The sequence below is a fragment of the Janthinobacterium sp. FW305-129 genome (genome assembly GCF_020858115.1).
Taxonomy (GTDB): domain Bacteria; phylum Pseudomonadota; class Gammaproteobacteria; order Burkholderiales; family Burkholderiaceae_D; genus Janthinobacterium.
Genome location: NZ_JACYMM010000015.1, coordinates 43,010 through 55,001, shown reverse-complemented (window position 1 = coordinate 55,001; position 11,992 = coordinate 43,010). Strand labels below are relative to the sequence as shown.

Sequence of the window (11,992 nt, the reverse complement as noted above, 5' to 3'; positions counted from 1 at the left end):
ACACCGCTGCCAGGATGGGCGCGGTGCGATAAGGCTTGCGATGATAACAAGAGAGGCGGCGATCGCCCATGATTATTGATGCATAGCAGCATTTTTTTTACGCTGCGATGACTTTGGCCTGGTAAAACGCCGTCGGCGTGGTGCCGAAATGCTTTTTGAACATGGCGGTGAAGGCGCTCTGGCTCGTATAGCCATTGTCCATCGCCACGTCGATGACCTTGCCGCCGCGCGCCAGTTGTTCCAGCGCCCGCAGCAGCCGCGCCTGCTGGCGCCACTGGCCAAAGCGCATGCCCGTCTGTTTCTGGAACAAGCGGTGCAGGCTGCGCTCGGTGATCGCCAGTTCCCGCGCCCAGTGCGCCACCGTCAGTTGCTCGCCCGGTTGCGCCATCAGCCGCGCGCAAATGCCGCGCAGGCGCGCATCCACGGGCAACGGTAAATACAGGGGCAGCACGGGCAGGCTGCCCAGCTCGTGCAACAGCAATTGCAGCAGATGCCAGTCGCGGCTGCCTTCCGCGAAATCGGGCGCGATGTCGACGGCCGCCACGATCAGTTGCCGCAGCAGGGGGCTGATGTCGAGCACGCAGCTGTGGCCAGGCAGCAATGGAGAATTGGCGCAGTTGACGAACACCGTGCGCATTTTCACGGCGCCGCTCATGCGCACCTGGTGCGCGATGCCGGGCTGCAGCCACACGCCGCGCGTGGGCGGCACCACCCAGCGCCCGCCCTGCGCCTCGATGGTCATCACGCCCTCGATGGCGTACAGCAATTGCGCATGCGTGTGGCGGTGCACGGAAATCACGTGGCCGTGCGCATAGTCGACGGCCAGCGCCATGGCGCGTGCCGTGACGGGCAGCAATTCCTGAAAGGCGGGCGAGGAACAATCCATATGAAGGTCAGTTTTGCGACAGGTATGGACATCTTAGCGCGAGAAAGCGCGGCGCGCCTGCGGCATGATGGTTCCCCGCAACTATTCCTGGAGCTATACATGCCTGTGCGCGCCTATCTGTATCCGTTTCTCGCCATGCTGCTGTGGGCCGGCAACGTCGTCGTCTCGAAGCTGGCCGCGTCCAGCATCGCCCCCACGGCCATCACGTTTTACCGCCTGGTGCTCGTCTTGCTGGTGATGACGCCGTTTATCGCCCGCCCGCTGTGGCGCAACCGCGCAGCTCTCCGCCGCCAGTGGTGGCAGCTGGCCTTGTGCGGCCTGATGTCGATGGCGCTGTTCCAGAGCCTGTCCTACCGCGCCGCCGAATCGACGACGGCGACGAACATGGCCATCGTCACGGCGCTGGCGCCGCTGATGACGGCCCTGCTCAGCGTGCTGCTGCTGGGCGAGCGATTGACTGTCGGCATGGCGACCGGCGGCGTGCTGTCGTTCGGCGGCTTGCTGTACCTGGTGGGGCGCGGCGACGTGCTGGCCTTGCTGCAGCAGGGCGTGCATGCGGGCGATGCGCTGATGCTGCTGGCTTGCCTGATCTTCGCTTTGTATGGCGTGCTGCTGCGCCGCTGGCGTTTAACGATTCCCGCCTGGCAAGCCATTTATTGCCAGGCGCTGGCGGCCCTGGCCTGCATGCTGCCGTTTTTCCTGTTGTTGCCGTCCGGCAGCGCCAGGCTCGATGCCACCACCTTGCCCCTGATCGGCTATGCGGGCATCGGCTCGTCCATCGTGCTGTCCTACCTGTGGATCGAAGGCGTGAAACTGCTGGGGCCGAACCGCTGCAGCATCTATGTCAACCTGCTGCCCCTGCTGACAGCCTTGCTGGCCATCGTCTGGCTGCACGAAAGCATGCATCTCTATCACCTGGTTGGCGGCGGCATCTCGCTGCTGGGCGTGCTGCTGGCGCAGACGGTGCAGCGGCCGCTGTTTGGCCGCTACCGTCCTGAGGTGTCCGGGATTGCCTGAATGGCCATGCATAATGGCGGTTTTCGGCAGTGGAGTTGACATGCGGCAAACATTTTGGATGAGCACGATGGCCATGGCGCTGGCCTGGGGCGCCCTGGTGCCGGCCCAGGCCGCGCCGCGTTTTTATGAGGGTGCGCCCATGGCCTACGCCAGCGCCGTCGAGCGCCGCGATGGTGGTGTGGTGCTGGCTTTCCTGCGGGAAAATGGCGAGGTCAACGGCTACTATTGCCAGTGCAACGGCATCAGTGAAAAACGCATGAACCTGGACAGGTACGGCCAGGCCAGCATCGAGGCCGTGTTCCTGGTCGACCTCGACAGCGAAGGCGAAACCACGTTCGTGCTCAGCCGCAGTGCCAACAGTGGCGCAGCCTTTGGCCTGCACGCCTACCGCTACGAGCGCAGCGGCGGCAAGATGTTCAAGGTGGCGGCCGTGCAGCCTGCGCTGGATGCCATCGTGCGCGGCGCCAAGTCCATCGATGAAGCGCGGGTGCGCGCCGCGCTGGCCCGTTTGCAGCTGATCGACTACAGCATCGCCTACGCGCCCTCGGGCGTGGCCGAGTTCGACGCCATCGAGCATGCGCACGGCACCCTGGCCGGCTATTTCAATATCGATGGCGAGTTATTGCCGGGCAAGCCGGCCGGCGCCCCCGCGTTTGCCTATAAAAAGACGTACCAGGAAAAGGATGGCCATTATCTGACCGTCACATATCTGCTGGGCAAGGGCTGGGAAGGGGGCCGCGCGCCTAGTTATCACGTCAAGTGGATCACCTGGGAAACGCAGCCGCAGCGCTTTGCCGCCAGCCAGGACGGGCCATTCATCGAGTACGACGTCAATTGCTGCGTGGGCAGCGTTTATGCCCGCGGCCTGTATGCGCAGGGCAAGCGCACCGGCGTATGGCATTACGAAGAGCCGAATACCATCCGTTCGTCTGGCGCCTTTGTCGACGACAAGGCGGAGGGACCATGGACGTATGAAAGCGGCGATGAAACGACGACGGGCCAGATGCAGCGTGGCCAGCGCACGGGCCGCTGGGAAGTGCGTCCGGGTGTGGAGGAATGGCGCGCAGCGGACATGCACAGTTTCACCGGTTACGACCATTTTTTGAAAGACCGCCTGGACGGCCCCAGCGAACGCCGCGTTGGTGGCGTGGTGCAATGGCAGGGCAACTATGTGAATGGCAAGAAGCAGGGCCAGTGGGTCGAACCTGGCGGTGGCGGCAACTATGTCGATGACATCAAACAGGGGCCATGGAAGAAATCGACGCCGGACGGCGGCTGGCAAGTGTTGACCATGCTCAATGGCGAACCGGAAGGCAAGCTGGAACAATACGCGGCCGATGGCCAGCTGCAGCTGGTCGAACATTATCGTCTTGGCAAGCTCGAAGGGCCGATGGAAAGTTTTTATCCGGATGGCAAGCGGCGCTACCAGGGCAGCTTTGCCGACGGCAAGCGCGATGGCGCGGAAACCCTGTTTTATCCCGATGGCGAACTGCCGCAATTTCACCGCAACTGGAACCAGGGTGTGCTGCATGGCGTCAACATCGAGAATTTCCAGAACGGAAAACCGAAGCAGCTAGGCGCCTATAACATGGGCAGGAAAACGGGCCGCTTCCAGTATTTCCGCGACGATGGCCAGCTCATCGAAGAAACCATGTATTAACTAGTTGGCTAGCATAAATGGCATTCCCGCGCGACCGCGCACGGCAGCGGAATGCCAGTTCTGCGCAAAAAACATCATCCACTTGTTACAAATCGTGAAAATCCATACTGGATGTTGCTACTAGTAATCTTTCCCTGTATCTTGCAGTCAGGAAATTAAAAGTACAGGAAACCTCGACCTCGTTGCCCTGTCTTGCACTCCTGACGATATGCGCGGGCCGCCTTCCCCCCTGCTGCCGCACACGCCGTATCGACCTGCCCTGAACAATTCACGTGATCCGCCCATCTGGCGTTTGCCGCTACCCATCCGGCAGGCGGTGGCAAGGTCGCGCCCTTACCAAGGAAAACTGCATGCTGTCGAATATAACAATAAAAATGCGCCTGATCGCCACCATGAGCGTGCTGGGCGTGTTGATCGCCTTGCTGGGCGTGATGAGCATCATCAGCCTGAAATCGGCCAACAACAGCCTCAACGAGGTCTACAGCAACCAGCTGGCGTCGACGCAAGCGATCGGCGAATCGCAAATTGCCCTGGGCCGCGCCCGGTTTACGATGGACCGTGTGATGGTGCACCCGGATGCGCCTGATGCAAAGGATACCCTGGCGCGCTCGGAACAATTCCTGGAAGCGTCGAACAAGTCCTGGAAGGTGTACCTGGCCTTGCCGCAAAGCACGGACGAAAAGCGCCTGTCCGACGACATGGACAAGAAGCGCAGCGACTATATCAATAATGGCGTGCTGGCCATGGGCAAGGCTTTGCGCGAAAACAATATCGAGCAGGCGGACAAGCTGATGATGACGGGTCTGTCACCGCTGTACCGCACCCTGGACCAGGCCGCTGAAACCTTGACGCAATACCAGGCCACTTCGGCCGCCAGGATGTACGCGGAAAGCCAGTCCAGCTTCCGCACCCAGGTGGCCATGGCCATCGCCGGCATGATCGTCGGCGCCTTGCTGACGATTATTTCCAGCTTCTTGCTGCTGCGCGCCATCTTTAATCCGCTGGACCAGGCCCTGCGTCATTTCGGCGCCATTTCCGACGGCAACCTGGCCAACGACATCGTCATCACGCGCAACGACGAGATGGGCGCCTTGCTGACGGGCTTGCAGAAAATGCAGGAGCGCCTGTCGAACACCGTGCGCGGCGTGCGCGACGGCAGCGGCGCCATCGCCACGGCCAGCAATGAAATCGCCTCGGGCAACCTGGACCTGTCGAGCCGCACGGAACAGCAGGCGTCCAGCCTGGAAGAAACGGCCTCGTCGCTGGAAGAGCTGACCTCGACCGTCAAGCAGAATTCCGACAATGCGCGCCAGGCGAACCAGCTGGCCGTTTCCGCTTCGGACGTGGCGGTGAAAGGTGGCGCACTGGTGGCGCAAGTGGTCGATACCATGGGCACCATCAGCGAATCGTCGAAAAAGATCGCTGACATCATCGGCGTGATCGACGGCATCGCCTTCCAGACGAATATTTTGGCCCTGAACGCGGCCGTGGAAGCGGCGCGTGCCGGTGAGCAAGGCCGTGGCTTTGCCGTCGTCGCCACGGAAGTGCGCAACCTGGCGCACCGCTCGGCTTCCGCCGCCAAGGACATCAAGGTGCTCATCGAAGCATCGGTGCAGAACGTGGGCGCCGGCAGCGCGCTGGTCAGCCAGACGGGCACGACGATGGACGAGATCGTTTCCAGTATCCGCCGCGTGACGGACATCATGGGCGAAATCAGCGCGGCCGGCCGCGAGCAGGAACTGGGCATCGGCCAGATCAACCAAGCCGTGGCGGAAATGGATACCGTGACGCAACAGAATGCGGCGCTGGTGGAAGAAGCGGCAGCCGCCTCGGAATCGATGCAGGAGCAGGCGGCGGCGCTGGCCGAAATGGTCAGCATTTTTAAACTCGACGCCGCCCACAGCGGCCCGGCAGCGCCCAAGCCCGCCTTGCGCAAGCCTGTCGTGGCCGCCGCCAGCACGGCCTTGAAACGCCCGGCCTTGCGCCTGGCGCCAAGCCGCACCGCCTCGGCCGCCGCCCCGGCCCAGCCGCGTACTGCCAAGCCCGCCGCGGACAACAGCGGCGAGTGGGAAGAGTTCTAAGCTAGCGGGGTTCCAGGGCCACCTTGCTGCCCTGTTCCTGCAGTAGCGCCGCCTCGGCCAGGGCCTGGGCGCGCGCTTCTTCCGCCGCCTGTTCGGCTTTCTCCAGTGCATCGTGGCGCGCCTGCAAGGCCGCCCGCGCGCGCACGAAGACGATCTTGATGGCCGCCATCACGGGCACGGACAGGAAGATGCCGACCACGCCCCCCAGCTGGTCGCCTGCCAGCAAGCCGACGATCACCATCAGCGGGCTCACTTCCACGCCTTCGCTCATCAAATACGGGTTGACCACGTAATCCTGGAACAAACGGTAGGCGGCGATAAAGCCGATCAGCCAGAATACGTGCTCGAAGCCGCTGAAACCGGCCACGACAACGGCGATGACGGCGGCCGCCAGCGGGCCGGCAAACGGGATGAATTCCAGCAAGGCGGCGGCGCCGGCCAGCAGCAGGCTGTACGGCACGCCCATCAGGGAAAAGGCGATGCTGTAGGAGACAAACGTGGCGATCGACAACAGCAGCAGGGCGCGCACATAGCGCGACAGCAAGATGTCGAGGTCATCGATGATGGCGCCCCAGAGCTTCTTGTTCGGGCGGTTCAGCAGGGACAGCAAGCCGTCGCGCATGTCCGGGCCTTCCTTGATCAGCAAAAAACTCAGCACGGGCACCAGCACCAGATAGATCAGGTTGCTGGCCGCATGCATGACGGTCAAGCCCAGTTCTTTTGCCAGCGGCATGGCTTGGCCCGTACCGCTGCTCAGCTGCGTCTGCAAGAACGACAGCAGGCGCGCGCGCAAGGGTTCCATGAATTCCGGCAAAGGTATGCGTTCGGCAAAGTTGTTGCCCTTGAGCAGGGTCGGCAATTGATCGCTGAGCTTGATCGCCTCTTCCTCGATGCGCGCGCCGAAGATGGAGCCCAGCACCGCCACCAGCAAGATCACCACCAGGAAGACGATGCCGATATTGGCCGTGCGCGGCAGGCGCTTCGGGCCATGGCGTTCCAGCAGCCCGATCAGCGGATACACGAGGTAGCTGAAGAAAATGGCAAAGACCACCACGATCAGGGTCGAGGAGACCTTGTAGGTGAGGAAGAGCAGGAAGGCGATGAGGAAAGCCGTCCATACCATCTTGGCGACGCGCAAGTTAAAACCGAACATATGACTCCTTAGGGCAGGATGCAACGCAAGCGTGGCTGGCTTGAAGGGCAGGGTGGGCGAGGCAGGGACCGGGCCGCGCCGCACGGCCGGAAATCATACCGCAAAATGTCAAAATGCCATGCTCTTGTGCGTAATGGCAATGCTTTCCCCTGTCCGAACGCCTGTTTCTCCTATTTTGTCCGCCAGCTGGCCACGGTGATGAAGACGCCGTCCTCCCTGCCCTGTTCGCGCAAGGTCACCGTGTAACGGCCGCTCGTATCGCTGCCGCTGAACACGACCTTCTCGTCATGGCCCTTCACTTGCGCGCCCTTGGCCAGTTTGGCATAGGTGTTGAGCACCCAGTGGAAATCGGCGTAGCTGTGCAGGGTGATGTGGGCGTCAGGCATGGGCTCGTCGCCGGCCTCGGCCGCTTCCGTCGGCGTGCGCATGGGCAAACCGGCCAGGACTTTTGGCTCGATGAGCTTGCCGCCGCTGGAGCTGCTGTTCAATTCCGCGGCCGGCAACAGCAGGTGCAGCAAGCTGGGAGGAAAACCGGGCGGCACGTCGCGCTGCTCCCAGCCGGGCTGGCCGGGGCGCGTGGTGATGTATTCAACCGCAGCAATGGTTTGCCGCTGTTCCGCTTCAGCGAAGGTGAGCTGGCGCGGCAACTGCCGTGCCCATACCAGCAATGGCGCGGCCACCTCGTCCTCGACGCCCGGTGGCAGGAACACCGTCAGCACGGCATGCGTGTCGGGCAAGCAGGCGGGCGCGGCGTCGCCGATGGCGGCCTGGCAATGGCCGTTGACCAGGCCCAGCGCCAGCAACTTGCGTTGCGGATCGAACAGCAGGGCGGCGCGTTGCGCGCCACGTTCTGCCGGGTTGATGGACGCCAGCACCGAGCGTCCGTCGGGCAGCATGGTGCGCTGGATGTCGTACAGCGAGCGCATGCTGTCGAGCACCTGGCGCGCGATCAGGCTATCCCCACGCGTATAGCTGCCACGCGCATAGCCGAGCAGCTTGAAGATGTCGGCGCGGATTTCCGGATGCTCGCTCAAGCGCAGCGGCGGCGACGGCACGGGCACGGTGGCAGCCACGAAGGCGGCGTCTTCAGTCGCTGGCGTTTGCGCCAGCGCAAACGGTGACGTACCCAGGGCCGCGCACAGCGGCAGCAGGGGCAGGATGAGGCGTAGGTTCAATGGTAATCCTTGTCGAGACGCCATGCCGATCCGCTTGCCGGCATGCGCGCGGGGCGATCTTAGCATTTCAGGAATGAAATGCTTTCTGCTAAGCTTGGCTATTGAATCACTGTCCCGCTTGCCATGGCCAAGATCACCATTTCCTGCAGTATTCCCGTTGACGATGAGGTCGTGACCGAGTTCTTGCACAAGTACGTGCTCCAATCGCGTGTCGGCGCGGCCAGGAAATTGCGCATGGGAGAGAAGGGCTGCTTCTATACCTGTTCTTTGTACCAGGAAGACCACGCCAAGGTGAGCCGTTTGATCCGCCGCATGCTGGCCTTCTTTGACAGCAAGGACATTCCCTTGACCATCCTCAAGATCGGCGCGCAGGACAGCTGGTACGAGGTGGATCCCGGGCAGCGCGACCCGTGGAAGATTGCGCCGCAAGCCCTGCTGGCGCTGCTCGATGCGACGCCGGGCGGCGGCGTTCAGGCGGCGTTGAGCACGTAGCGGTTCTTGCCGTTTTTCTTGGCCTGGTACAAGGACTCGTCGGCGCGCCGGTAGCTGTGCGACAAGTCCGCTTCCTTGATCAGTTCCGCGACGCCGATGCTGACGGATACCTTGCGTTCCGGCACGAAAGCCGCCTCGACGGCATCGACCAGCTGCGCGGCAAAGGCGCAGGCCGCGTTCTTTTCACCCACGTAGATGACGGCGAACTCTTCGCCGCCCAGGCGGCCGCACAGGTGCTCGCCCGACAGCCCGGCGATCACCTCGGCCGTCTTTTTCAGCACTTCATCGCCCACGTCATGGCCATGCACGTCGTTGATCTGCTTGAAGTCGTCGATGTCGATCATCAGGAAATACGCGGGCGTGCGCGCCGTACGCTGCAGGGCGCGCGCGCCTTGCGTGAACATGCGGCGATTGTTGAGCCCCGTCAAGCCATCCTTGTAGGCCATCGTCGCCAGCTCGCGCTGGGCGCGGTAGTTGTGGATGCGCAAGACGAGAAAATAGATGTTCAGCGCCAGGCCGATGATCACGCTGATGGTGACGGCCAGCACGGGCCAATGCTGGTCGGCCTGGCCCGCATGCACGGGAAACTGCCCCAGTCCCAGGATGGCCCACACGCACAGCGATACGCCCAGGTAATACGCGATGCCGCTGAAGATGGGCGCCGTCGTCAGCGTGATCATCACGCCCAGCGGCAACACCCAAAAAGCGGGGTCTTCCGTGCCCAGCATCAGCACGCGGAAGCTGAAAGCAATGAACAGCACGCTGATGGTGCCGCTGGCGATAATCGCCTGCAGCGACCTCGCATACACGGTCAGCAGCAGCCCGGCCAGCATGCCCGCCACGCCCAGCGCCGCCTGCGCATGATCGAGCGCGGCGCGCGGCAGAGTCAGGCTGAAGGTGACCAGCCAGCAAGTCAGGCCAAACGTCAGGATGGCTATCGAAATGAAACGCAGTTCCGTGAAAAAGCGCTGCTGCTGCTCCCGTTCTCCTGAAAAGAACAGGTAATAGAAGGCAGGCGACAGGCTGCGCGAAGTGAACATTGCATTTGTCCAGAGACAACACGCCTTACGGCAGGGCCGCCTCCCGGCAACGGCAGGCGGCATGGCGCGCGTACAAAATTAGTTGCGCTCAGGAACTAGTGTACTGGTTTCTTGGGGGCAGTGGGGAGACGGGCGGGGAAAACGGCGGCGACTGTCCTCGTGCCGCCACACACTGTTTTATTCGACACAATGAAAAATGGATCTGCAAGATGCGCTAGGGGGCAGTGAAGTGTGCAGCGCAAATGCCTTTTGGAAGCAGGCCCCCAATGAAAACTTTGTTTTAATTATAAAGACTTATGAATCGCCATGAATCAGTGAAGTTGATATCGCGGCGACTGGTTATTTAAGGGGCCCCCAGCGGCGGCGGCCAATTGCTGGTCGAACTAACTCAAAATATTGGCCCGACTTCTTCACCAATGTTAGTCTGAAGAGATTTTCGGTGAGAGTACTGCGCTGCATAATAAGAACATCACCTCTTTGAGCAATACGATGTATCGGTCCAAGTTGATCTGTCAGACGGGCCTCGTGTGATCGCGTGTCACTCCATGACTGATATTGATATCGTGTATCCACAATGCATAGGAACTGTTCCCCAACGTATAGTTCAGCATTGACTCTCTGATCGATGGTTGGTTGTCTAGACGAGGTCACCCCGCTCAGCTGAGGAAAATATTGGCGGAGAGATTTTGGTATCAGAACTCCTGCCTGATGCCCTTTCCCCTCACCAGTATCATTCTTCGCAAGCACCTTGAAAAATGGCGCTTCCCAATCATTCGATGCAATCAGACAGCCGAGTCTCATCATTTTCCTCTATCACATAGGTTAGATTTTTACGTTTACTTCATCCATCTCTACTTCGACATCAGGGAATAGCATGCTTTGTGTATGAGCTGATTTTTGCATCTCAGGTTGTGTTCTGAATTGGATCATATTTTCCATCGTTGTGATCTGTCGGAACTCAACATGGTGATACAACTCATGCGCTGCCTTGGTGATATCGTTGACACGCCATTGTGCACGGCGTTTGTTCTTTGCAGGGTCAGTTGCATGTAGTTTAGGTGCAGGATCAAGATAGATAACTCCGCTATTGATCGCGTTGAGTAACTTTTCCGCAGTAGTGTCTCTGCACCACATCACTTTTTCGCCAAATGTGACTAGGTGTTCATATCCTTGAGCATGTTCATTTACATTTGGATTTGTGTTTTTTGATGCAGTCAAATATACAACCTCATTATGCTTTGCGCCCCAGCAGTTCATCAACCTTTCCAGGCTCCAAGAGGCAGCAACCTCGCCTTTTGGGCCGATTAGCGCGACGTCAATGCTGTCGAGTTTTGGTGTAAGCGGCGTTTTGGGGTTATAGGGATATGCGCAAACTGCACCATCAGAATCTTGGCGACATTCGCGCACCTGCAAAGTGAGGCCTGATTTTGAGCACACTTCATTTGCGCGGTGCAAGCCGGTTACTCGGTAGTCGCCGTCGGCATCAAGATATCCATACGTTTTCATGAATGTAGTGAAGTCTTTAGCATAAACTCCTCCGTCTGGCTCTGGGGTAAATAGTGTTACTTTCGGTTTCGTATGAGTCTTGAGCTCGATACCGAATAGGTCGCCATCTTTGTTTGAATTTGGAACAATGCCGAGTGCATGCTCTAGGGTATAACCGCAGACCTGAGTTCCAGAGAACGGTAGCGTTTGTCCAAAGGCATCAAGTCGGCAACCAAGAAGTTGTCTCCCTACAACTGAAGCAAGGCGCGCTTCAAGTTCTGCGCTGCGATTCTGTTCAATTGTCAGGCGCTTGCACGCTGGAGCACGTTCAAATCCAGGCAGCTCTTTGATTTCTGCTTCAAAGCCAGCACTCATGCCGACGCATACAAGACCCACGCACTTACCGCGAGCCAGTCTTGCTAGTACCAAAAGTCGTTTGGCATCTGGATTCAGTTTTGTGAAGTTGACAGAGAGCGACGGCGGCATCGATCCGTCTATCGTTTGCAGTCCGGATAACCTTGCTTCAGGATACTGTGTGTAAATGATAGCCTTTACACGGCGCGCCTTGACTTCTATACGGTCACGTCGCAGCCACGCAAAATCGTTGAAGACTGCCTCAGGAATTCGTTTGCCGGGGGTCGAACGATCTTTTGTTGCGCTGGTGCTTTCACCGCGTTCAGACAGCGTTACATCGAACAAGTCAAAAATCACCCCGAAGTCGGAAGCTATGTAGATCTGATTCTTATCATTTGCATTTTTCGGCAAAACTTTCAGAAAGGCGACATCCGCACCAATGTTGCCTAGTAGGGCACTTAGTTCATGCATCGAACTGGGATTATGTTCGAATTCTGATGCTGAAGGTGGTAGCTGGATGTTCATCGTTTCTCCTGTGTAAGATCAAAAGATACCACAAGGAAACGATGATAGGAAGATTTATTTTGTTAAAAATATTGTGATTTGCATCTGAAAAAAAATATTTCACTTAATATTCAATGTGTTACGT

At 59.5% G+C, this 11,992-nt stretch carries 9 protein-coding genes; 4 read left to right on the top strand and 5 right to left on the bottom strand.

Annotated elements, in window-relative coordinates; genetic code table 11:
• Positions 1-97: 97 nt before the first annotated feature.
• Positions 98-886 carry an AraC family transcriptional regulator gene (locus tag IGS61_RS25200; protein ID WP_230542096.1) on the bottom strand — a complete coding sequence of 263 codons (789 nt, stop codon included), beginning with the start codon at positions 884-886 and terminating at the stop codon, positions 98-100.
• A 99-nt stretch (positions 887-985) separates the two neighbouring features.
• Between IGS61_RS25200 and IGS61_RS25195 the strand changes: the two genes are divergently transcribed.
• The 3 genes from IGS61_RS25195 to IGS61_RS25185 all read left to right on the top strand — a co-directional run bounded on the left by IGS61_RS25195 (position 986) and on the right by IGS61_RS25185 (position 5,644).
• Positions 986-1,903, top strand: coding sequence for a DMT family transporter (locus tag IGS61_RS25195; RefSeq protein ID WP_230542095.1), 918 nt, complete (start codon positions 986-988; stop codon positions 1,901-1,903).
• A gap of 40 nt (positions 1,904-1,943) precedes the next feature.
• Positions 1,944-3,563, top strand: coding sequence for a toxin-antitoxin system YwqK family antitoxin (locus IGS61_RS25190; protein WP_230542094.1), 1,620 nt, complete (start codon positions 1,944-1,946; stop codon positions 3,561-3,563).
• 350 nt (positions 3,564-3,913) lie between these two features.
• Complete coding sequence (locus IGS61_RS25185; RefSeq protein WP_230542093.1) at positions 3,914-5,644, top strand: methyl-accepting chemotaxis protein; 1,731 nt, start codon at positions 3,914-3,916, stop codon at positions 5,642-5,644.
• A 1-nt stretch (position 5,645) separates the two neighbouring features.
• Here the strand turns inward: IGS61_RS25185 and IGS61_RS25180 are convergent, their stop codons facing one another.
• Both IGS61_RS25180 and IGS61_RS25175 read right to left on the bottom strand, forming a co-directional pair.
• The gene (locus IGS61_RS25180; protein WP_230542092.1) at positions 5,646-6,797 is read right to left on the bottom strand and encodes an AI-2E family transporter; all 1,152 of its coding nucleotides are present in this window, start codon (positions 6,795-6,797) and stop codon (positions 5,646-5,648) included.
• Between the two features lie 170 nt (positions 6,798-6,967).
• Complete coding sequence (locus IGS61_RS25175) at positions 6,968-7,972, bottom strand: hypothetical protein (RefSeq protein ID WP_230542091.1); 1,005 nt, start codon at positions 7,970-7,972, stop codon at positions 6,968-6,970.
• Positions 7,973-8,143: 171 nt separating this feature from the next.
• Here IGS61_RS25175 and IGS61_RS25170 point away from each other — a divergent pair, with 171 nt between their 5' ends.
• On the top strand, positions 8,144-8,464 hold the full coding sequence (locus tag IGS61_RS25170; RefSeq protein ID WP_230542090.1) for a hypothetical protein: 321 nt from the start codon (positions 8,144-8,146) through the stop codon (positions 8,462-8,464).
• Here IGS61_RS25170 and IGS61_RS25165 read toward each other — a convergent pair.
• Complete coding sequence (locus tag IGS61_RS25165) at positions 8,443-9,504, bottom strand: GGDEF domain-containing protein (protein ID WP_230542089.1); 1,062 nt, start codon at positions 9,502-9,504, stop codon at positions 8,443-8,445. The two genes, IGS61_RS25170 and IGS61_RS25165, sit on opposite strands and share 22 nt — an antisense overlap.
• 822 nt (positions 9,505-10,326) lie before the next feature.
• On the bottom strand, positions 10,327-11,868 hold the full coding sequence (locus tag IGS61_RS25160; protein WP_230542088.1) for an MvaI/BcnI family restriction endonuclease: 1,542 nt from the start codon (positions 11,866-11,868) through the stop codon (positions 10,327-10,329).
• Positions 11,869-11,992 lie beyond the last annotated feature (124 nt).

Excerpts from the sequence above, each read along its gene's own strand:
- IGS61_RS25200 (WP_230542096.1), bottom strand. The coding sequence starts at position 886 with ATGGATTGTTCCTCGCCCGCCTTTCAGGAATTGCTGCCCGTCACGGCA.
- IGS61_RS25195 (WP_230542095.1), top strand. The coding sequence starts at position 986 with ATGCCTGTGCGCGCCTATCTGTATCCGTTTCTCGCCATGCTGCTGTGG.
- IGS61_RS25190 (WP_230542094.1), top strand. The coding sequence starts at position 1,944 with ATGCGGCAAACATTTTGGATGAGCACGATGGCCATGGCGCTGGCCTGG.
- IGS61_RS25185 (WP_230542093.1), top strand. The coding sequence starts at position 3,914 with ATGCTGTCGAATATAACAATAAAAATGCGCCTGATCGCCACCATGAGC.
- IGS61_RS25180 (WP_230542092.1), bottom strand. The coding sequence starts at position 6,797 with ATGTTCGGTTTTAACTTGCGCGTCGCCAAGATGGTATGGACGGCTTTC.
- IGS61_RS25165 (WP_230542089.1), bottom strand. The coding sequence starts at position 9,504 with ATGTTCACTTCGCGCAGCCTGTCGCCTGCCTTCTATTACCTGTTCTTT.
- IGS61_RS25160 (WP_230542088.1), bottom strand. The coding sequence starts at position 11,868 with ATGAACATCCAGCTACCACCTTCAGCATCAGAATTCGAACATAATCCC.